We start from the raw sequence: 20,915 nt of genomic DNA on the forward strand, positions 1-20,915 counted from the left end.
GTAACCTCACCTGTTCATCCGTGACCATTCCAACCTCCTTCTTCGAGATTGGGATCACTTTATCTCGTCTCTTCAAACCGGGAATTTTAATTGTCGTCAGGAGGGAATTTTAATTGTCGCTGATCAGCAGAGAGAGTAATAGACCTCCGCCATTCTTGAACCTGTTGGAAGAAACACTGTAATTCGGCTTCCTCCCCGCGCAAAATTCCATCCCGCGAACGCAGGGCGTATATCCATTGATCGTGAAGGCTGTCGAATGAGGTTTTTCTGGTTTTGGCGCTCTTTTTTTCAGGAGCGGGCGCCAATTTTTCCGAACCGCCGGATCGCGCCAGATAATCAACCAGGATTTCAATAAAGCCGGTCAGGAGGGGGAGAGGATGGCCAGACGGTTCCTGGTTTCCATCCAGGGAATACGCTCGACAAACCGCAGGCATAGCTCGCGCGAGTTTGGATAGGGTTTCTCGATCGTCCGATTGGATAACCGGTTTCCAAGCGCTGCAATAGGTTTCCCGGTACTGAATCAAATCCGGAAGATATTGCTGGCGGGCGACTAAACTTCCAGCAAACCGCAAGGCTGCCGCCCAAAAAGCCAAATCGGAACCGATCAGAATTCCCGGCGACAACAATTCTTTGCCTATACAACGGCATAGCAATCGGACGGTATTCTCCAGCGTTAATTCCAGCGCCGTCACTTGCCAGAACCTCCATGCCATCCCAGTTTTTTTGGAAGGTCCTTCATCGATCAACGGACTGGAGGCTGCCGGTTTGTCTTCGTAAGTTGGCAGCCATGCAAAGATTTTCCGTCCCTTCCATTGGGAAGCATCGAGAGTCCCATCGATGCTTGAAACCATCTCGGACAAGGAAGCCATTCCGGCGTCATAGGGTGAAAGACGATTTGAGTTTTTAGTGGATTTCTTTTTCTTTCGCGTTGGATCGCCAGGAATTTCCAAGGGAGTTTCACCCCAAACCAGAAACTGATTCTCAACATAACCGGCATGAAGCAGGATCATGGATCGATTTCTCCAAGTAATATGAACGGATTGCGCATATTTCATCCGCACATCCGAAATATGAAACTCATTATGGATTAGGCATCAAGATAAAATCAACTGCAGCCGGTATCGGCGTTCGATAATATGTCTCCGCCAACTGTATGAATAACGTCCTGTTGTTCCTTTTTAAGTGATCGGATTTCCAAAGATTTTCCCATCGTCAAAGCGAAACATTTATAAGCCTGGATCCATTTCTCCGCCTACATGGCTGAAAAACAACTCATCGACAAGAAAGCCCTGGCGCGGGTGCTCGAACAAAAGTTCGATCTTACTCACGCAAAATCTCAACGCATAGTTGCCAAAATTATCCATGCTCTTTCGGATGGATTGGTAAGAGGAGAGCGGGTGCTTTTAGTGGGATTTGGCTCGTTTCATTTGCAACGCCGCAAATCCCACCGCATCATGCATCCCGCCAACCGCCAGCTCATCGAAATTCCCGAGCGGTTGGCGCTGGTATTTCGGCCAGGGAAAAGCCTCAAAAAGCAACTGCTCAATTCACCGAAGTGGCTTGAATCCCATAGCCCGGAGAGTTCGTCGCCGATTCCAGAGAATCAACCTCCATCCTTTGCTCCATCCCTTGGATAATCGCCGCCGCGCACTGGCGGATTCGTTCCAGCTGTTGCATCAAAGCCTTTTTATTCCCATCCCAGGTTTGAATGTAATCGGCGCTGGCGGTTATGGCCTGCATCCCAAAGCGTTCGCAAACTACGCAAGCCGCTGCATCGGCCTCCAACTCCTGAGTTTTCCTATCGGCAGCCGGCGAATCACCTTCGAAATGAAGCATAACGTGGGTTGCTTCGTGAACCATGGTGGAGAACGTTTCCGCTGGATCCATGCCGGGTTTGATTCGAATCGCATTCTTATACGATAGCCCCAAGGCGCTGCCGGTTTCTCCGTATTCCAGGGCGATCCCTCGGTCGCGGATCAGGCTTTCAAGAATGGGAATCAGTTTTTCTGCGTCGCCCTGGGCTTTTGAGGTCTGCGGCAAATCCTCTCCGGACGTTTGCGAGAGATCAAAGACATGGGCCACTCGAAAATAAGTAACCAATTCCGACTCTTCTTTCAACTCTTCCTCCGAACAATCCGATTCAAAATCCTTCTTCGGCTTACGCGACGCGCACGGAGCGAAAATCCGAATTCCTTTCTCGCCCTTTTTTATATACCGATGGAATTGATTCCATGCCCGGTATCCTGCTACCTGACTGGCCTGGGGCATCTGGGCGAAAATCAACAGCTGGTTTCCGACCGAATAGCGAGGAAATTTCGCCATAATCTTCAAATAATTCTTCATCTCGCCGGAAAGGCCATGCTCCAATTGTTCTCCGAGCCGATCCAGAGTCTCTTGGATCATTCGCTTTCCATCGTCGATAAACGAATCTCGCTTACAACCCGCCTCCTTGCCGGTCTGCGATTCCGCCTGGATTGTCTCACTCAATCTCTTCACCTCCGGCCAACTGGCCATCCAACGCCAGTTGGCGGAAGGCGTTTCAAATCATCCCCCCGATTTCCGCTTCCATCGCGGCGATGAATTCATCGCCGTTCGCCATTTCCAATAAGACCGCATCCCGCATATCCGGATCGCGTCGAAAGCGCTCGGACGGATAGTTGAATTTCTCTTCCATTTTTTCCCTCCGAAGACGTTTGGTTGTCTTCAAGCGAAAAGACAACCGAACCGCGCAATAGATTCCTGGTAATGATAATGATCGAATGAAGTGGAAAACCGAAAAGTATTTATAGAAGCCGCGTCACTACTATGACATGGAGAAAACTACCCAACCCGAAGCGATGAATTCGCAACCGCCATGGAGAAAAAGTAAAGACTTCTATCGAGTACTAAACCGCATTCGCGCGCAGTTGCGGGACATGGATTCCAAGTTGGAGTATTTAATCGAACAGAACTCCGAGCATTTCCGGTGTCTGGCGGGGTATGAAATCGAGAAAATCCGACATAAGAGATGACGAACCGGCAAAAAGTAATGTAAAAAAAATCCAGAAAAAAAGAGGCGTGCGGTGGAAAAATATATTATTGTAAGTATAATATATTCAGCAATAAATGCGAATCCTTTCCAGAATCTTTCCTCACGATTATGCACAGAATCGACGATCATTATACGGAAACCTTATTCGACGAATGGGGTCATATTGGTACTAAGCGCCGGTAACTTTTGAAAGCCGGTTGGGCGGGCGTGTTCCGAAAATACCTTCTTGAGGAATTGCCGCTGGAGAATGTCCGGGCGCGTTTTCATGAGTCGATGGGGCGTCCCAGCAAACTAAATGAAAGATGGATGGAACCTAGGATTCATGTCAAAATATAAAGTCCCATTGGATACGGGCGTTGGTCAGATAGCCAGCCCGTTCAGCGTCATGACGGCGAGTGGATCACTTCCTCCCGGCGAACTGTATACGTTGTATTCTTCCAAGTAATTTTCGGATCGCCGAAAGCATGAAAGATGCGTACCGATCCGGTGGATTGGAGATTTTTTCCAGCTTGCGCTTGGATGGTAAAGAGGGAACCGTCTGGATAATTCATGCCGTTCCAACGGTTGGCGTAAAAAGCCGCATATCCGGGACTCTCAATAATGAATCCCCAAGGGGGCAATAGAACTTCTCCTCCCCATTGCGATTGAATCTCCACTTCCTTGGCGCCAAAATTCACCGCCACCCGGGCGCTTTTTCGACCCTTGCCGTATACAGCCTGACGAAGCGCGCCGTCGGGCGTAAGCCATTCCAAATGGATCAAACGTTGATAGGCGGTAGCTTGATGCAGCGGTCCCAATATTTCATGCGTGTTTTTCAAAAAGACGTCCGTGGGATGGAATCCTTCCGCCCAGCCGTTATCCGTGCGGGTGAAGCAAGCGCGATCTCCCGATGGATCATTATTTATGGATTTTTCTTTCCAATAGAGATGATCGGGGATGGAATGGTAATGGAGCGGTCGGGCCGTGAGAATGTGATGAGCCACATATTCGGCGGATTCTTCGGCGGAATACCCATACTTGCCATAACAGATTTGACAGTCGTGATAGACCATTTCCCAGAAAGGGATCACTCGGGCGCCGAGGCTTTCCGGTTTAAGTTGGTGGAAATAATTACCAGCTACGCCTACCAATCCCTCGAAAAAATCACTGCAAGGCAAAGCCCATTCTCTCCCGCATTCACTGCCGAAGAGCCCGAAAATCTTACGCGCGTTATTGCTGAGCTGAATTTTCCAAGCGATGTCCTCATTTCGGTCGATCCGATGATTGGGATCGGCGCACTCGCGCGGTCCGACGGCGTAAGTGGTGTCGATGAAATAACTCCAGGGTTCAAATAACTTATGGATGGAAGGAAGGTTTTGAGGCCGCATCGCCAATTCGACTTGCTTGGGCGCGCAAACCATATACGCTCTTCCGCCCATCCACCGTCCGCCCTGGATTAGGGAACCATCCGCGCGCTTTTCGATATACGCGGGATTCCAACTCTTCGCGTCTTGATACATATCCTGATAGTTATCATGCAGGCTGGCAACATACCCCAACTTCTGGACGCGTTGGATCGCCCCGGCTAGCGCATCGTTGCCGCCGCATTCGGGATTGGCGGGAAGATCATCCGGATGACGGACGTCATAGCCGCCTTCCGTCCAACCGCCAAGCGTAAACAGGCAGCGGGTAATGCCGAGATCGTTGCGAAGGTGTTCCGCCACGTCGGCCGCTTCATCGAACGTCCAATGCACTTCCACCGATTCTTCCTTAGTGCTCTCCTCGTTCATTCTGCGCGCCAGGCACATCCACAGTTTGACGTTCGCCGCGCCGACAAGCCGTTCCGCGTGTGTATCGCGACGGACTTTATCACGTAAAGTGACCGCCAGTCCTTTTCGTTCGGCTATTCGCCGATAAGCAGCCGCAATCGTGTTCCAGTCCCCTTTGCCCAACGGCGTCAAACGCACGACGCGAGCCGTTTCTCGAAGTCGCAATTCCGTCGTGAGCTGCTGCCGGGGCGCTGGTCCCTCCTGAACAACGCTTTCTATATCCGGCCAAACGTAGGCGCCATCCCAAGTCAATACCAACGCAGATCCACTTTTGAGAAAGCCCAGCATGTTCATATGACAACCTTCATACTCGGAAGTTCCGAAGGTCTTTTTAAAGGCCACTCCACTATTCGCAGGAATCAACAGGCCTTCGCGGCAGGGTACGATAATATTTCCGTCTTCGCTGTCAGCGACTGTAAGCGCGTCTTTCATGACGTGAATTTCATCGCGGTTTTGGCCGTCGTAATGAATTTCAAGGGTGCGGCCTGAGTGGATCAGATTGAAAGTAACACTGAAGTCATTTCGGCTCGTAAGGCGCGCCATTTTCGCAGAATGTTTAACCTGGATGAATTCTAATTCTGTATCCTTGAACCATCCGGGTTCTGCGGTTCCCTCGGACGGCCATGCCGCATTCGATTTCTTATCCAAGAGCGACCAGGCGCCTTTTTCTGGATCTATCTTGACTAAAACCGATGAACTCTCCAGGCGAATAAGCTCATGCGCGGAAAGCGAAGTCTTTTCGAATCCAACGAGAAGAACCAAGACAATGACGGCCAACCATCTCCATAATCCTGCCAAGCGTCCGATATAGGAACATTTCATTGCTTTTTCTCCCTGAATCCATTGAGTGGAACTCGAATAGGATTTATTCGATGCGTAGGAACTGTAAGAGCGTATGAAAAGCAAAAATATGCACATAATTTCGTATCACTCACCATATCTTCACTCTCTTTTCCGGCTGTTTCAATCCGGCGGCGACGGCGCGCTGACGGAGTTTATCGCCGCTGGCGTTATCCGCTTCAAAGAACAAAACTCCCACTACTTTCGGATATCCATTCAGCGCTTCCAAGGCTTTCGCCCAAGGCTCGGGATATTTCTCGCGAAGCGTCTGAGCCAGGTCGAGGCAGATAGCCTCATAGGCGGCGCGCGCCCTTTGCCGATCGCTAACGCCTCGCGCAACGCCTTCTTCAATCTCGGTTTTCATGCTGTCGCGAAGCCGGGCGAACTGTTCGACCGGATCCGGCAGCGGTTCGAGGTTTTCGGGTTCTTCGATCTGGATTTGGTAAAATGTCTTGCCGTTTTGGGTGATTATCTTCCCGCCCTGCTCGATGATGACTTTTTCGGCCAGGGCGATAAGCCGGTCGCCGAAACGGGTAAGCGTTTCGTCCATCGGCATACAATCTCGAGTGGTGTTGCGATAGAGGTCGGCGATATTCCACCCCTGAGCCATCATCCACTTCCACCCCATCCGCACGCCGACGATGGCGCCGGCGGTGGCTGCGTTGTTGTCGGCGTCCCAGCCGAAATTGAAGGCGGCAATCGAAGTTTTGACGTAATCGCCCCGGCCGTAAAGCAGCGCTCCGATGACGGATGCCGTATTCAACTCAAAACCGTTACGGTCGCGCGTCGCCCCATTGAAATGGGTATATTTCTCCTTGATGAGTTTGCGGGTGGCGCGATAGTCGGTTGGGTTCTGCTTATGCCAGGCGCGAACAGCGCTGACAACCTGATGGACAACGCACTTCGGATCCACGGCGGCTAAACCGGCGTCGAGTATCTCCTCCATATCGCCGATGAGGAACGCAGCGGCGATCATCGCGTCGAACAACTGGGTCGTCTGCGCCGGTTCTCCGCTGATAGTGACATGAGTGTAGTTCAATCCGATGCGTTCCGCCGTTTTCGGCATGCCCGGCGCGATGAGGCCCCAGGATTCGCACACGAACTGGCCGGAAATGTTGAAATCGGACCAGGGATTGAACGGAATGCAGCCGGTCAATGGCGGTTCCATGCCAAGGTCCATGAGTTGGCGGGCGTATTGGTTCGCGCACCAAATCGCCCGGTTGATATGCTTCCGCCACAGCGCCGAGAGGTCTTGGGCTGGAAGCAAGATAGTATTGCGCTCCTGCATGGCGAGGATATAAACCCATTCGAAGTCGGTGTCATCATCGGTCCAGGCCCCCTCGGCCAAATCCGGGGTGTAGGATTCCACCTGGCCCGGCTCGGCAATATATTTCATCTCATGTTTCAATCCATTGAGGTCGCCGAGCACATGGCCGAGCAGGCCGCCGCGAATTCTGTCCTGCACGACCTCGGCGGGGATTTCCACGCTTGCGGCGAATGCGCCGAAGGCAAAAACGCTGCCTACGCCCCATACCATCAGAAAAATAAAGCAACCGTTCATCATTCGCGTAAATATGAAATACGTTTTGGAATTCTCTCCCAGAACATTGATGAGTGCGTTGATCATCGCTATTTACTTTCAACCAAAAGAGTGAGCTGCATCCATTGTCATTACGTTAACTCATAAACTTATAGCAAGTAAAGAAAGAGGGATGGAGGCGCTTGTTTTTCTTGGCGTCGAAATAGCGAATGCGGCGGAGAGGTTCGGGATAATCCAGCGAAGCGTAGCGGCCCGTCAAGCGGATGATCTGATCGCATTGGACGCCAAGCGACTTGTCAACTGGCTGGGAAGAGAGACGACGAAATTGCAGGTTTCGTTTGGCGCGAGTCACAAAAATCGCATGTTTCCGATGGAGCCGGTAGAGACGGGCGAAATCGAGATATCCACGATCCAGCGCATAGATGGAACCCGCTTCGGGAATCAGTTCGTCGAGGATATTGACATCGTGAATTTTCCCCTCGGTGATTCGAATGAACACGGGAATGTTCCCGCGAAGATCCACCAACGTGTGAAGTTTGATAGCCGCTTTGCGCGAGCGAAATCGCGCCCAGGGAAAGAGGGAAAGACAAAGATCGATCATCGACGAATCGAAAGCGTATACGGTTTGCTCCAGTTCGAGTCCCAAGGGTTCGTTGACGTAAAGGGCGCGCGCTTGCGCGATAAGAACTTGAGCGAAATCGGCGTAGATGCGCCAATCCCGATTCTCGTTGGCTTTGGCTAAGGTCGTGCGCGCAATGGGACTTCGAATCCCCATGCGATACAGTTTGCCTTGAACGGAACGCAGACAGACTTCGATATCGCGAAGACTTTCCCGTGAAGTCAATTGCGCGAAAGCCATACAGAGATAGTGATCGTAACAAGAAAAGGATTTGACTTTGTAATGACCGCGATAACGATGGACGCATCGACGAAACTCGTGCTTGGGCAAGAAATCCATGAGTTGCGTGAACAAGGTTTGGCCAGCATTCATATCGATTTTCCTTCCGCAGGGGAAGAGAATTATCGCTGGAAAACCATTGGGATTTCAAATCGATTACGCTCATTACTTACTATATCCTATTGTAATTCAATGCGTTATAACATTTTTCTTTTTCAACGTCGGGACAGTAGTGATTCTCTATATAGCCGTCATGCTTTCCCTTCACGCCAAGCGCTTTGGCAAAGTCCATAGCCACAGAGGGCTTCTCGGTCAGAATTAGTGTTTTCACAGGATTGGCTCAATCGCTATTAAAAGTAATAGAAAGTTCAGGCTGAATCACTAATCAACTTTTCAAATCTATTCAAATTCTCCAAGCAATAATCCATCATGGCGCATACAAGTTCTTCTTCCATCAAATCGGCGACATAATGAGCGGCTAAATAACAAAAACAGAAAGCGAATAGCGGCGACTTATGGAGAAACTCTCCCCCCTCCGCATCCTCGGTGGCAACATAACTGGCCAAGGTTCCTTCCACGATCTCGCTGCGCCGCTCTTGATCCACGTCCAGGCCGCGAAACTTTATGCAGACGTGAGGAGCGAGATGGAAAAGTTCCGCGTCCGTTAACGGATATCCCCGCGTCAATTCACCAAAAACCTTCGCTTCGCTGGCGTCTTTATAAGCCAGCGCCATATCTTGCAACCATTCTTGGCGCGTTTTCGGAAGCCGTCTCTTTTTCATGATTTAATCTTTCAGCCTATTTTCCAAATACGAATAACGCTTCTGCGTCTTATCGTTCTTCACAGCAATTGCCAATGCTTTTCTTGCGCCAATCAGAACCACTAGTTGTTTTCCCCGCGTGACCGCCGTATATAATAGATTGCGCTGCAGCATCACATAATGTTGCGTCAAAAGCGGAATCACTACCGCCGGGTATTCGGAACCTTGCGATTTATGCACTGATACGGCATAGGCCAAATTTATCTCGTCAAGTTCGGAAAAATCATAGACGATTTCCCGGCCGTCAAAATCGATCTTGACCTCTTGCATTTCGGAATCAATCGACCGGATTCGGCCAATATCCCCATTGAAAACCTCTTTATCGTAGTTGTTCCTGATTTGCATCACTTTATCGCCAACCAGGAATTTGCGGCCTCCACGAGCGATCTCTTGATTGGACTTATTCAAAGCGGCCTGCAGTTCGGCATTCATCTTGGCGCCGCCAACCGAGCCTTTTTGCATGGGGGTAATTACTTGAATATCATCAATGGCGTTAAATCCAAATCGTTGAGGGATTCTCTCCCGAACCAGTTTGATGATGGTCTGGATCACGGTTTGCGGATCTTCTTGATGGATGAAATAGAAATCGTCCAACTCTTTATCGTCTTTTTTCAGAATGGGAGAAATCCCCTGGTTGATTCGGTGGGCATTTACGATAATCGTGCTTTCTTTGGCTTGGCGGAAAATTTCGTGGAGTTCGACAACGGGAACCGCCCCGGAATCGATAATATCTCTCAATACATTCCCCGCTCCGACCGAGGGCAATTGATTGACGTCTCCCACCATAAGAAACGCGGCCTGAAGCGGTATGGCTTTGAGCAGGTGATGCATCAGGATCGTATCCACCATGGACATCTCATCGACAATGAGCAGATCGCATTCCAATGGATTTTCCTCGCCGCGCTGAAATCCTCCCTTTCGCTGGTTGTATTCCAAGAGCCGGTGAATCGTTTTCGCTTCATGGCCGGTCGCTTCGCTCATGCGCTTGGCCGCCCTTCCTGTGGGAGCGGCTAATAAAAAATTGATTTTCATGGCGGAAAAGACGGCGAGAATCGATCGTATTATGGTGGTCTTTCCCGTCCCCGGCCCTCCAGTAACCACCAGGATTTTGTTGGTCAGAGATGAAATAACCGCCTCTTTTTGTTTATCGGCCAGCGTGATGGATAATCTCTCTTGCGCCTACTCCAGCGCCTTATCAGCTTTGATGTCCCGGATGCTTTTCTTATGCGCGAGCAGGGCTTTTATCCGCGATGCGATGCTGATCTCCGCAAGATGGAATTTGGCGAGATAAACGGCCTTGGTTCCATCGCTCAATTTTTCGATCACGACTCGGCGTTCTAACGTGATGACATGGAGAGCGTTTTCAATAATTCCCGTGGGAATCTCCCAAATCTTTTCCGATTCTTCCATCAGCAACTCATAGGGATAATAAACATGGCCCTCATCGGATAATTGGTTAAGCACATAGAGGATTCCCGCTTGGGCGCGCAGGTCTGAATCTTTGGCGAATCCAAGTTTTACGGCGATCCGGTCGGCGGTGACAAAACCGATCCCGAAGATATCCGTGGCCAGGCGATAGGGATTCTCTTTCACTACTGATATCGACGCATTGCCGTACTGCCGGAAGATTTTCGTTGCATAGGCGGAACTCACGCCATGGGATTGGAGAAAAATCATGACCTGCCGGATTTCCTTTTGCTCTTCCCAAGCTTTGGAGATCATCTCCACTCGCTTTTTGCCAATGCCTTCCACTTCAACCAGGCGGTTCGCATCACGCTCGATCATATCGAGCGTCTTCTCGCCGAATTTCGCGACGATTCGCTTGGCCATGACCGGCCCGATTCCTTTAATCAAGCCCGATCCCAGATAGCGCTGAATACCGGTTACGGAAGCGGGGACTTTCGATTCGTAATAGACGATTTTGAATTGCTCTCCGAATTTGGGGTGAGTGCTCCATTCCCCTTTCATTTGGATAATCTCGCCTGGATTCAATTCATGCATCGTACCGACAACGGTGTCCAGATCATGCCGTCCGTAAACTTTTACGCGGGCGACAGTATACCCTGTTTCATCGTTGAAATAGGTGATGCGTTCTATCAGCCCTTGCAGTTCGGCGAGCATGAAATCAAACCCATAGAGAATTTTCTTTTCTCGTTCATTTTAGGTTTCATTACAGGAAAATCATAAGCCGTCTTCTTTGGATAAAAAACGTTTTACGGTTTAATGTTATTTTCTTTTTATGAATGATATGGTATTGGAACAGGGGAGGCTCTAGTTCGTGACCAAGAAAGAAATCATTGAAATTGTTACCCGGTGGATGATCGAAAAAGGCGAGAGGATCGACAAGAACCATCTTCGAGGGGTTATAGAATGCGTTCTTGAAGCATTCATCGACTTGCTGGCAAGCGACGGGCGGATTGAAATCCGCGGCTTTGGAATTTTCAAGATCAAAAAGACGCCCGCCCGAGTTGGAAGAAATCCCGTAACCAAAGAAGAAGCAAAAGTTCCTGCCCGCAACATTGTTCAATTCAAAGCGGGGAGATATATGATTGATGCCGTTAATCGTGAATGACTATACGCCTCTTTGACAAACGCGCATCGATTATCTCGAGATAAAAACTATAGATAACGCTTCGTCATCCAAGGCATACCATGTTTTTCCATTTCATCATCGTTTTATTGTCTCATAGCTCGATCTATACATCAAGTTTTGAAATATTGATTTTGAGATGGATTGTGAGTCACAAACAACCGTCACTTTCGCTATTTTGAGGATAAGAGATTTGTCGTCTCAAAAACGACCGTCTTTGAGACAATAGAATCTGGCGCTCTATGGCGCCATCGCTGAGGCTTGGTTTTCGGAGATTTTGTCCTCTGCTTCTTACCGCCAAAGATGAATCTCCTGCTTTCCTCGAGGAGAGAGTTCGTATATACCAAGTGACACCCTCTCAAACCATCCGTACACGTTTTTGTACAAGATATCCCTGGCCTTTGGTTCTCTGAGAATCTGGGCAACGTGTGAAGCCTTAGTCGGCCCTTGCTTCTGAAGTAACCGTGCAATTGCCAAGGCTCGCTGTCGATAGACGGTCATAATGCCCTTTCTCTTCTCTGTCCCGCCAAGATTCGGGTCGCCTACCCGCTTCATGAACTCACAAAGCAGACGCTCCTGGCGGTGCTTCGATTTGCGAGGCCTATACTCGCCGGGATCGAGAAGGACATCTACTTTGCCGGTCTCCTGGTCTGAATCAATCACCAACAGCCCAAGATTAAGCATCCGTAGCAGTTTAACAATATGCCTCCGCCGCCTGTTTGGAATTTTACATTGTTTAGAGATGCCAATGTATACTTTCGGAGTCAGCGATAGCCTTTCAACGGCCTGAAGGACTACATTGAGATTGAGAGAAAGTTTGAGTTCTACGATGACAGGAATTTCCTTGCCGCGTACTGCGAGAACATCGCAGTCCTGGACCTCTCCCTTTACTTCATAATTCTGAGATTCCAGAAACCGCTTAAGGGGCAAATAAAGATCGGATTCCTTCATGTTTATTTCATCTATGCCGAATAACCTAAACTCGGCGACGACCACAATGAGACGCGCCGATTGCAACCGTGATGGCCCGGCGTCGTTCGCTACAGTGCATGGTTAACTGACTTCGCTTGTGCTTATTCATCTAGGATGCGAACCTACACCTTGATTCGTTTTATGCGATGAAGCGTTCACGCCGTTTCTAGCCCTGCCTACTCAGAAACCATCCCGATTGTCCCCAGCCACGTCTCCATCAATTGAGGCCATCCCGTTATCGGAAACTCCGTACGCCGCAGCCCAAACGCATGCCCGCCCTGCGCATATAAATGCATCTCAACAGGAATCCCAGCTTTCTTCAGAGCAGCATAATAAACCAGCGAGTTCTCTACATCGTCCACCGGGTCATCCTCCGCTTGCAGCAAAAACGTTGGCGGCGTACTACTAGTCACAGGAATTTTCGGATTCAACTCAAACTCTTTCGTAGTGTTCTCCAGCATATGTCCCGGATAAAGAGCGACCGCAAAATCCGGGCGGCAGCTTTCTTTGTCCGCCGCATCGACAGCCGAGTACAAACGCTTGTCAAAATGTGTGCTTATCGCCGCCGCCAGATGGCCACCTGCCGAAAACCCAAGCACTCCAATCTTGTGCGGATTAATATGCCACTCGGCGGCGTGAAAGCGTACTAGCCCCACCGTTCTTTGAGTGTCTTCCAATGCCATCGGCGCTTTCGGCTCGACGTGGGATCTGCGTTGTGGGTCCCAATGCGGCCCCGAGCCCGGGACGCGATATTTCAAGAGCACACCCGTGACTCCCTTCAACGCCAGCCATTCACACGCCTCGGCGCCTTCCAGATCAATGGCAAGCCCGTAATAGCCTCCACCTGGAAAGACGACTATCGCAACGCCCGTGTTTTTCCTCTTTGGCGAATAGACCGTCATCGTGGGATGCGAGATGTTCCCCACCCAAAGCCATGGCTTCTCCGCAATTAACTTGTCCGTTACACTCTTAATCGTCTCCGTCTCGGGGGCAGGCTGGGCATCAGGAACCGTTCCTGGCCATACCGGCGTTTGCGTAAGTCCTGGAGATGGCTGCCAATCACTTGCCTGAGCGTTTACACAGCCAAGTGCAGAAACAACACAAACAGCAAATCTCATAAACCTCATTATAATCCAAGCATCTCCTTCCAAAATATTTCTCAAGCCAGCATGCCGTGTCGTAAGTCGTGGAGAAATTTGAAACCTCTAAATACAAATCCATTAATCCGGATTGCCAATTGTGGGAGAAATAGTTTTATATGTCGATAAAAGGCGCTTGTATGCGCATCAATTTCGATGTGAGTTTCACTAACATATCCCCTTTTCCAAGTAGATTTTCCGCCCCAGTCTCATCCAAAATTATCTTGCTTTCCGTGTGACTCGCCACGCGAAATGAGATTCGACCTGGAAGATTTGATTTAATTCGACTGGAAACGGTTTTTGCATCAGGCCGCTGCAATGCGATGATTAAATGGATTCCCGCAGCCCTGGCCATGAAGCCCAACCGTTCGATGCTGCTTTCAATGGTTGCTTTGAAGATTTTATCCGCCATATAATCGGCGTATTCATCAAAGATCATAATCCAGCGCGGCATGCGATCACGCGGATATTTTTCGTTCCAACTAGTGATCTCCGTTACCTTGCCGTTCTTGAATTTCGAATAGCGGGCATCCATCTCTTCCACAAACGATTCCAGCGCTTTAATGGCTTCTTCTCTAGAGCAGATGATGGGGTTCAGTAAATGCTTGGAGTGCTCAAAAGCGTTATAGGTCACTCGCTTGGGATCAATGATCAGCAGTCGGACATCGCTGGGATCGTAGTGTTGTTGCAGAAAGAAAATGGCGGATTGGATGAAAACGCTTTTTCCTGATCCCGTCGTTCCGCCGATCAAGAGATGACAACAATTGGAATCCGCAAGATCGATCCATTGAGCCTCACCGAGAACATCCAGACCTAAAGGGAAGCAGCAACGCTGAATCAGGTTATTAATGGACACTTTAAACCTCGAATCATCCAAATAAACGATGTCCGGGTGAGCGCGTTCGACTTCGATCGCAACACATCCCTGACTAGATGATATCAATGGCGCCGCTTTGAGATTCATTTTGACAAAGAGATCTTCTCGTCGGCTTTTGATTTGACTAACTGTGGTTTTCCCCCGGGGTTCAATTTGGAGTTGAATGAACCGGGGACCGATCACGTAATCCTTCGCCGTAACGCTGAGGCTGAATCCGTTCAATGCCTCGACGATGGATTGAATCAACGCGTCGGCTTCCTCTTTGGGTTTATTACATTGCTCTTTGTCGATCGATTTCGGTGGAACCGCGTCCTGCGAATGGCGTTCCGGTTGTCTTGGAGTCGCATTGGAATCGATGAGGCAGAAAACGGCGAGAATCGCGGCGAGATTGAGCGACGCTCCGCAATATCGTACAAGCAATTCATGATACAGAATGCATTGAATGATCTGAGCGATATAGTTATTTTGCCGGCCTGATTTATATTCATAAATTAATAGGCGTTCATTGACGTAATCGAAAAGTAAGGCGTCGATTTTTCCAATGACTTGAACAGTTTTTCGCGGTGATTTGATGGGGAATTCTATTTTTGCCTTGGCGCTTAATTCGGATGCGATGAAGAAACGCTTCGCGTTGAACGATTCATTTGAAGGATAATGGCTTAGGACGGCGCCAACATGCTTCGTCCATTCCTGAAGCGCCATTCCAACCATCAGATTCAACTGAACCGCTTTTTCCTCTCGATTATTTTTGATTAATGGCAGAACGAGGCGATCGTATAAGAAGGGGAATAGAACGCTTTCGATGTCTTCGGGCGAACGTCCAACGAAACTTTGAAAAAAAGAGAATTCTTGTTTACGCAATAATTCGAATGAATCGCTCAACAATGAATGCAGCCGCTGCCCGAATTGTTTAGGCGGTTCGGGAATTTCCTGCCACCAGAAAGGGGGAGAGATTGGTTGGAGGTTGTGTATGTACGGTTGCGTGATTTGAATAAGTTCCGAAACAGTGATTGCGTTTCCCGCCTTGAAAGACGTTTTCGGCAGACTATCGGCGATTTTACGAAACACGGCGGGTTTTATCGCCTCAATTTCTTTGGCGGATAATTCAATTATGCGCAGATCAAAAGGCATGTTAGGAACCTATCCAATAAAGGATTTGTGTATTTTGCATCGTGCTGGATTCAATATGATTGGATTTTCCCAGCGCCTGCAGGCATTGGTCGCGGCCAACTGAATCAAGGCGTGGTTCTCTAAGGAGTAGATCGAAGGCCGTATCGAATACGATGATTCTGTGTTGCTCAACAATGGATTCCAATCGGTGAACGATCGTTTCCAGAATCTCATATGATGGGGGAGGGGCAGGGGGGATGTTGTTATTGACTTTCCTCGAGAGCAGCGTATTTATGATGGGCAAATCTTTTAGGATGCCGCTCTGGGTTATCCAGGCTTCGACTTGCTTCATGGAAATCATGTCGTACCCGAGAAGGAAGTTCCCGCCGTCAGCTTCGTTCAACATCCAGATCAATGCGGCGATTGAGTTCCATTCCTCTTCCGACCAGTTGGTTAAGACGAAACCGCCGCGATTCCGTAATTCGTGAATTCTATCTCTTCCTGCTGGACCGAGGCGGATATCATTGATTGTCCGGCGAATCCAAAAAACGGAATGAATGCCTTGCGCCCTCCAAGCGTTTAATACAGCGCCCAGTTTTCTGGCATAAAAAGCATTATTCCCATGTTCGCAAATCTCAACCGCATACCGAAGTCCATCCTCTGTTTGAAATTCGAAATCCCAAGGTTTCCGACTCATGGGAATAGCGCGACAATCCACAATATTCACAATGGGTGAACATTCCTGATGGTCGATTACGCATTGCATCAATCGGCGAACTTGCTCTTCTTCCATTCCTTCGTCGACGATTTGCGCGTTTTCTTTGGTGAAAAAGTCTTTCCGGCCTCTATAGGTATCATTAAGATAGTCGTCTACAGTTTCTTCGGGCATCCTGGGTTCTTGTGAACTTTCTCCCTCTGGTGATTCTCCATTTAGACGTTTGTCGTAATTTTCCGTACAAACATTAAGGATGTATCGAGGATACACTTCGAGATTCTTGGATTTTAATGTCTCAATAACAGCGCGAGGAAAGTCTATATCGAAAGGAAATATTTCATCGTTTATGCCACACTTTTCATGGGATCGTTTAAGTCGAGAATGGATTATCTCTTTAATTTGTTGGATTTGTTCAATTGGCTGCAACGGCAACAAATGCTTAAGCACCGTATTTCTCGTCGCTGGATCGAGAATCCGTTTTCCTAATTCCTCAAGCGTACCGTTTAATACGCAGGATACGCACAGGGCATTCTTTGAAAACGTCACAATATCGTTTACAAATTGGATGTAATTATTTAGTTTTTGCTCTTGTCCGGGATTGGTAAAAAATCCAATTGGTCGAAACACAAGACGATGGGGCGGTCGAAGGAAGACCAACTGAATAAATCGAGTATGAACTGTCTGGCCATGCCGTCGTCGAAATCTTCATTGGCGTAATCCTGACTGAGTCCTAATAGAGCGCATTCTTCATTTTCGAGCCCCAAACAGCGCAGCCATTTTTCCGCCGCATTATGAAGGTCAGGATTGAGAAATGCGATCAAGACTCGCAAATTCCCCTCATCAATTCGAAAGCCATTCGACTCAAGGAATTCAATGATGGAAGAGACGGCGCGGTTGATGAATTCCGAATCTTGGTGGATATAGTAAAGCAGGTTTATAGGATTTGATTGTAAATTCTCAAAGAAACCGCTGTCCAGCGCCAGATTGTTGGGCAGTGTTTTTTCAATCCCGCGACAGATTAAATAATGCAAATATGAGTATTTTGGATTCGGCGGATATCTCCGGAGTAAACTGGCGACGATTTGCCTCTGAAGGAATTTCCAATAATCGTAATTGCCAGCCATCGGCATCACGTAGGTGAAATAAACCCGTTCGCCCAACATGCTGCGGATTCGAGACAGCAAATGGGATTTTCCCGCTCCAGCGAATCCATAGATGATCGCCGAGAACGATTTGCGCGCCGGATCGTTTTGGAGTTGTGTCACGAATCGGCCGATTTCATCCGAAACATTTGCATGAATCGCAGGAACATCCGCAATTCCTTCCCAAGGATTCCCCACTTTATCATTACAGAATGGATTGAATCCTTCATCGCGCAAGCATTGAAGCCAACGTTCGCGATCGTTCATGACAGTCTCCTTGCGATGTAGAAAAGAATATCGTCCACCCGATAGCAGGCGTCTTTTTCTTCCTGCGTCAGACCGTCCATCGTCGTACGCCGCTCCAACTGAATCGCGCGACGGTCGGAAAGCGTTTGCAGAACGGCTTCGAACTGCTCGCGATTCATGCGGTTTTTCAAAGCATTCCAAAGTTTGGGAATGGGAACGGCTCGATCGCGGAAACCGATCTCATCCAAACGCTTATGCTCTTGCCAAAACAGCGTTTCGCATTCGTCGATATCAATGTTCGGCGCAGAAACCAAACTTGCGCCCGCCAGCAACGAGGCGCGCAATTCAATCAATTCAAGGAGCAGTTTTTTGAGCTCATCGCCTTTGGGAGGTTGAATCAGAAGATCATGTCCGGTCAGACATACTTTTTCCGTATTCCCTGATTTAACAATTTGGAAAGCGCGGCTTTGCAGAGGAATGCATCGATCGAGGTCCTTTGCTTCAACGCTTCCATGCGGAATCCGTTTGTTCACCTCTTTGAGCAACGCTTTCTTAAAATCGTTTTTCGAGCAGGGGTATTTCGATAGGTTGGTTCTCACATAACCTTGAAGAACGTCGTTCGCGCATTTATCGATCAACGTTTCGGTTAAATACTCTTGCGGATCTTTAGGCTTGTATTCGGGAAGGCGAACCGATTTCTTTTTCCCAGCGGCAATCACGCAAAATCGAGAGGGTGATTTTAGATAAAGTTCCAGCGTCTTAGCAGAAAGCGGAAATCCCGGAACCTTTTCTTGAATAGAGTTGATTAGCCGCTTTGTAAACGCAGCCAGCGGACAAGGATAATGGTTCGATTCGTTATCTTTGATCTGGCGGAGCAACTCAACGCTGACCGATTCAACCAGATCGGCGTTCAAAATGAGAGATAAATCGGTTTTCAGCAGCAGCACGCGGTCGTTGCGGGATGGATCGAATACAAGAAGCGCTTCTTTGTCGCTTTTACCGATCCAGGATTGAATCTCAGATGTCTTCAACGCCGCTCGATTCTGAAGCCAGAGGCAAAATTCACTTAACGTTGGTGGATAATGATTTGTAGAATCCTTTTTGAATTCAGAGAGATGCCGCGCGAGCGATTTCGCCGCTTCCGGTTTTGGCAAGAGATCAGGGCGGTGTTGGGCAAGTATGTATCGTGTTTTGACAGAGACGATGAAACCTTCTTGCTTGAGTTCGGATAAGATCGCTTTGACGTCCTTCACTTCTGGCGACAGTTCGCATCGCTCTATAATTTCTTTCAGGATGAATCCCTCTGGAACGTTTTGATTCTTGAAAAAGTTAATAATGGTCTGTTTCATGTTTTTCGCTTCATTTCGAAATAAGATGTCTTGACGCCATTTGACTTATTCCCCCATCGCCTTGCGCCCTAGAACATTTATTCATTGGAATAATATGATCTTAAATCCCAATGTGTTGATTGTATTAGATGAACGGAGTTGTTTTGAAGGCTTCATAGCGAAAAGTGTAATATTTGAAGTTCTTCTTGCGATAAAAGCGGTCTATCAAGGCAAAGGGGATCATGGGTTTTTCGCCATTTGAGATGACTCAATTCCTGTATCCGGTCTTCTCATTACCCCTCAAAACGCAAAGAGTTTCGTTATCTTAATGTTGTTTCGGTGGAAAGAAACAGATGCTTACTCTCGGCAAGTATAGCAAATTGAACGTCGAGCAAGCTTTAAAACTGGCTCAAATAAAATTCGCTATGGTTGCCCAAGGCGGCGATCTCGCCGAAGAGAAGAAATAAGCCGTATGCGGGGAAAAGAGGAAAGACATCCGAGAAAACCAAAAATAACTGGAATCCAACTCAATTCGCGGCGGCTATTTTTCCTCCTCCGGCTTTTTGACTTTGGCGGCTTTTTGGGCTTGGCGTTGTTTCTGCCGGTAACTCGATCCTTTAATCTCGATCAGATGCGCATGGTGAGTCAGGCGGTCCAACGCCGCCAAAGCCAGCAGCGGATGGCCAAACACTTCGCTCCATTCCTAGGGAGTCCGATTGCTTGTCATCCCGATCGATCGCCGTTCCTGCCATCCCCGGATAATTGAGCAAAATTCTGAGCATTTCCGATGCTTTGCAGGGTATAAAATGCGGTAGGAACGAATTTTCTTCTATTGAATAATTGAAATTGATGAGTTTCATGTTTATCGTTATTCAAATTTCTGCCAAACCAATGTCAATACCCGCTTAGAGCGGGAGGTATACCGATATTTTAAGACTTGCAGAGTATTATAGAAACGGTTTATGCCTTTCTCAAAATAGCTGAATCAGGAGGCGAACGATGGCAAATAGGAGCATACGCTTTCTCATTTTTTCTGGATTATTTCTGACCAGCGTCCTGGCCTTTGCGGATTCCCCCCAAAAACCTTTTTACAACATACTCGATTATGGAGCGGTCGCGGATGGAAAAACTCTCAACACCCAGGCGATCCAATCCGCCATCGACGACGCCGCCCAGGCGGGAGGTGGAGTCGTACTCATCCCGGCGGGATCGTTTCTGACGGGCGCAATTTTTATGAAAAGCCGCCTCACCCTGCACCTGCAATCGGGAGCGGCGCTGTTGGGAAGCAAGGATATTGTGGATTACGCCACTACTATTCCCCAGATTCGCTCCTACACGGATAACTATGTGAAACAAAGTTTAATTTACGGCGAGAACTTGGAAGATATCGCCATTACCGGCCGGGGAACCATCGACGGCCAGGGCGCTGCTTTTCGCTGGAAGGAATATAAGAACCGGCCTTACATTATTCGCTTCATTTCCTGCCGCCATGTTTTGATTGAAGATATATTCTTGAAAAATTCGCCCATGTGGATGCAGCATTACCTGGCGTGCGAAGATGTGACCGTTCGCGGAATCCGGGTTGTCAATCATTCAACCTATAACAATGACGGCATTGATATTGACAGCTGCCGCAACGTGCGCATTTCCGATTGCTCGTTCGATTCGGACGATGATGCTCTGTGCCTAAAAAGCACCACTGGCCGCCCTTGCGAGGACATCGCCATCACTAATTGCGTCCTCAGCAGCCATTGCAACGCTTTCAAGATGGGAACCGAATCCAATGGCGGCTTCACCGATATCGCCGTTTCCAATCTCTCCATCCACTCTCCCCGCGACGCCCAGCAGGATTATGGCC

General features: G+C 48.6%; 19 protein-coding genes and 1 pseudogene. 4 read left to right on the plus strand and 16 right to left on the minus strand.

Annotated features, from left to right (window positions below; all coding sequences use genetic code 11):
- Positions 1-86: 86 nt before the first annotated feature.
- Positions 87-1,010, minus strand: a complete 924-nt coding sequence (locus AB1656_08140) for a hypothetical protein (GenBank protein MEW6235340.1) — start codon at positions 1,008-1,010, stop codon at positions 87-89.
- Between the two features lie 246 nt (positions 1,011-1,256).
- On the opposite strand from AB1656_08140, the gene AB1656_08145 reads away from it, so the two are divergent.
- Positions 1,257-1,637: an HU family DNA-binding protein gene (locus AB1656_08145; GenBank protein MEW6235341.1), complete on the plus strand. Its 381-nt coding sequence runs from the start codon at positions 1,257-1,259 to the stop codon at positions 1,635-1,637.
- Here AB1656_08145 and AB1656_08150 read toward each other — a convergent pair.
- The 8 genes and pseudogenes from AB1656_08150 to AB1656_08185 all read right to left on the minus strand — a co-directional run bounded on the left by AB1656_08150 (position 1,543) and on the right by AB1656_08185 (position 11,059).
- Positions 1,543-2,487 carry an ArdC family protein gene (locus AB1656_08150; protein MEW6235342.1) on the minus strand — a complete coding sequence of 315 codons (945 nt, stop codon included), beginning with the start codon at positions 2,485-2,487 and terminating at the stop codon, positions 1,543-1,545. The two genes, AB1656_08145 and AB1656_08150, sit on opposite strands and share 95 nt — an antisense overlap.
- A gap of 52 nt (positions 2,488-2,539) precedes the next feature.
- Positions 2,540-2,674 (minus strand): hypothetical protein, encoded by a 135-nt coding sequence (locus AB1656_08155; protein MEW6235343.1) that lies wholly within the window; start codon positions 2,672-2,674, stop codon positions 2,540-2,542.
- A gap of 740 nt (positions 2,675-3,414) precedes the next feature.
- Positions 3,415-5,661, minus strand: coding sequence for a DUF5696 domain-containing protein (locus AB1656_08160; protein MEW6235344.1), 2,247 nt, complete (start codon positions 5,659-5,661; stop codon positions 3,415-3,417).
- A 109-nt stretch (positions 5,662-5,770) separates the two neighbouring features.
- Entirely contained in the window at positions 5,771-7,243 is a 1,473-nt protein-coding gene (locus AB1656_08165; GenBank protein MEW6235345.1) for an ADP-ribosylglycohydrolase family protein, read from the minus strand.
- A gap of 166 nt (positions 7,244-7,409) precedes the next feature.
- Positions 7,410-8,210: pseudogene (locus tag AB1656_08170) on the minus strand (IS4 family transposase).
- Between the two features lie 275 nt (positions 8,211-8,485).
- Positions 8,486-8,899, minus strand: coding sequence for a hypothetical protein (locus AB1656_08175; GenBank protein MEW6235346.1), 414 nt, complete (start codon positions 8,897-8,899; stop codon positions 8,486-8,488).
- A 3-nt stretch (positions 8,900-8,902) separates the two neighbouring features.
- Entirely contained in the window at positions 8,903-10,099 is a 1,197-nt protein-coding gene (locus AB1656_08180) for an AAA family ATPase (protein MEW6235347.1), read from the minus strand.
- A gap of 18 nt (positions 10,100-10,117) precedes the next feature.
- The gene (locus AB1656_08185; GenBank protein MEW6235348.1) at positions 10,118-11,059 is read right to left on the minus strand and encodes a helix-hairpin-helix domain-containing protein; all 942 of its coding nucleotides are present in this window, start codon (positions 11,057-11,059) and stop codon (positions 10,118-10,120) included.
- A gap of 157 nt (positions 11,060-11,216) precedes the next feature.
- Between AB1656_08185 and AB1656_08190 the strand changes: the two genes are divergently transcribed.
- Complete coding sequence (locus AB1656_08190; GenBank protein ID MEW6235349.1) at positions 11,217-11,510, plus strand: HU family DNA-binding protein; 294 nt, start codon at positions 11,217-11,219, stop codon at positions 11,508-11,510.
- Positions 11,511-11,819: 309 nt separating this feature from the next.
- Here the strand turns inward: AB1656_08190 and AB1656_08195 are convergent, their stop codons facing one another.
- The 6 genes from AB1656_08195 to AB1656_08220 all read right to left on the minus strand — a co-directional run bounded on the left by AB1656_08195 (position 11,820) and on the right by AB1656_08220 (position 19,078).
- Complete coding sequence (locus tag AB1656_08195; GenBank protein MEW6235350.1) at positions 11,820-12,524, minus strand: DUF2161 family putative PD-(D/E)XK-type phosphodiesterase; 705 nt, start codon at positions 12,522-12,524, stop codon at positions 11,820-11,822.
- Positions 12,525-12,676: 152 nt separating this feature from the next.
- The gene (locus AB1656_08200) at positions 12,677-13,618 is read right to left on the minus strand and encodes an alpha/beta hydrolase (protein MEW6235351.1); all 942 of its coding nucleotides are present in this window, start codon (positions 13,616-13,618) and stop codon (positions 12,677-12,679) included.
- 136 nt (positions 13,619-13,754) lie between these two features.
- Complete coding sequence (locus AB1656_08205) at positions 13,755-15,647, minus strand: DNA translocase FtsK (protein ID MEW6235352.1); 1,893 nt, start codon at positions 15,645-15,647, stop codon at positions 13,755-13,757.
- A gap of 1 nt (position 15,648) precedes the next feature.
- On the minus strand, positions 15,649-16,788 hold the full coding sequence (locus AB1656_08210) for a hypothetical protein (protein ID MEW6235353.1): 1,140 nt from the start codon (positions 16,786-16,788) through the stop codon (positions 15,649-15,651).
- Positions 16,789-16,916: 128 nt separating this feature from the next.
- Positions 16,917-17,750: a hypothetical protein gene (locus AB1656_08215; GenBank protein MEW6235354.1), complete on the minus strand. Its 834-nt coding sequence runs from the start codon at positions 17,748-17,750 to the stop codon at positions 16,917-16,919.
- Complete coding sequence (locus AB1656_08220; protein MEW6235355.1) at positions 17,747-19,078, minus strand: hypothetical protein; 1,332 nt, start codon at positions 19,076-19,078, stop codon at positions 17,747-17,749. The genes AB1656_08215 and AB1656_08220 overlap by 4 nt, the downstream gene beginning before the upstream one ends.
- 332 nt (positions 19,079-19,410) lie before the next feature.
- Here AB1656_08220 and AB1656_08225 point away from each other — a divergent pair, with 332 nt between their 5' ends.
- Positions 19,411-19,524, plus strand: coding sequence for a hypothetical protein (locus AB1656_08225; GenBank protein MEW6235356.1), 114 nt, complete (start codon positions 19,411-19,413; stop codon positions 19,522-19,524).
- Between the two features lie 74 nt (positions 19,525-19,598).
- Here AB1656_08225 and AB1656_08230 read toward each other — a convergent pair whose 3' ends face one another.
- Positions 19,599-19,748, minus strand: a complete 150-nt coding sequence (locus tag AB1656_08230) for an ATP-binding protein (GenBank protein MEW6235357.1) — start codon at positions 19,746-19,748, stop codon at positions 19,599-19,601.
- Between the two features lie 308 nt (positions 19,749-20,056).
- On the opposite strand from AB1656_08230, the gene AB1656_08235 reads away from it, so the two are divergent.
- Positions 20,057-20,915, plus strand: an 859-nt coding sequence (locus AB1656_08235) for a glycosyl hydrolase family 28 protein (protein MEW6235358.1), incomplete at its 3' end; no start/stop codon positions are given.

The sequence above is a fragment of the Candidatus Omnitrophota bacterium genome, assembly GCA_040755155.1.
Lineage (GTDB): Bacteria > Hinthialibacterota > Hinthialibacteria > Hinthialibacterales > Hinthialibacteraceae > JBFMBP01.

What these genes read in the sequence shown, in the direction of transcription:
- AB1656_08140 (MEW6235340.1), bottom strand. Translation starts at nt 1,010, where the DNA reads ATGATCCTGCTTCATGCCGGTTATGTTGAGAATCAGTTTCTGGTTTGG.
- AB1656_08145 (MEW6235341.1), top strand. Translation starts at nt 1,257, where the DNA reads ATGGCTGAAAAACAACTCATCGACAAGAAAGCCCTGGCGCGGGTGCTC.
- AB1656_08155 (MEW6235343.1), bottom strand. Translation starts at nt 2,674, where the DNA reads ATGGAAGAGAAATTCAACTATCCGTCCGAGCGCTTTCGACGCGATCCG.
- AB1656_08160 (MEW6235344.1), bottom strand. Translation starts at nt 5,661, where the DNA reads ATGAAATGTTCCTATATCGGACGCTTGGCAGGATTATGGAGATGGTTG.
- AB1656_08165 (MEW6235345.1), bottom strand. Translation starts at nt 7,243, where the DNA reads ATGATGAACGGTTGCTTTATTTTTCTGATGGTATGGGGCGTAGGCAGC.
- AB1656_08175 (MEW6235346.1), bottom strand. Translation starts at nt 8,899, where the DNA reads ATGAAAAAGAGACGGCTTCCGAAAACGCGCCAAGAATGGTTGCAAGAT.
- AB1656_08185 (MEW6235348.1), bottom strand. Translation starts at nt 11,059, where the DNA reads ATGCTCGCCGAACTGCAAGGGCTGATAGAACGCATCACCTATTTCAAC.
- AB1656_08200 (MEW6235351.1), bottom strand. Translation starts at nt 13,618, where the DNA reads ATGAGATTTGCTGTTTGTGTTGTTTCTGCACTTGGCTGTGTAAACGCT.
- AB1656_08205 (MEW6235352.1), bottom strand. Translation starts at nt 15,647, where the DNA reads ATGCCTTTTGATCTGCGCATAATTGAATTATCCGCCAAAGAAATTGAG.
- AB1656_08215 (MEW6235354.1), bottom strand. Translation starts at nt 17,750, where the DNA reads ATGAACGATCGCGAACGTTGGCTTCAATGCTTGCGCGATGAAGGATTC.
- AB1656_08220 (MEW6235355.1), bottom strand. Translation starts at nt 19,078, where the DNA reads ATGAAACAGACCATTATTAACTTTTTCAAGAATCAAAACGTTCCAGAG.
- AB1656_08225 (MEW6235356.1), top strand. Translation starts at nt 19,411, where the DNA reads ATGCTTACTCTCGGCAAGTATAGCAAATTGAACGTCGAGCAAGCTTTA.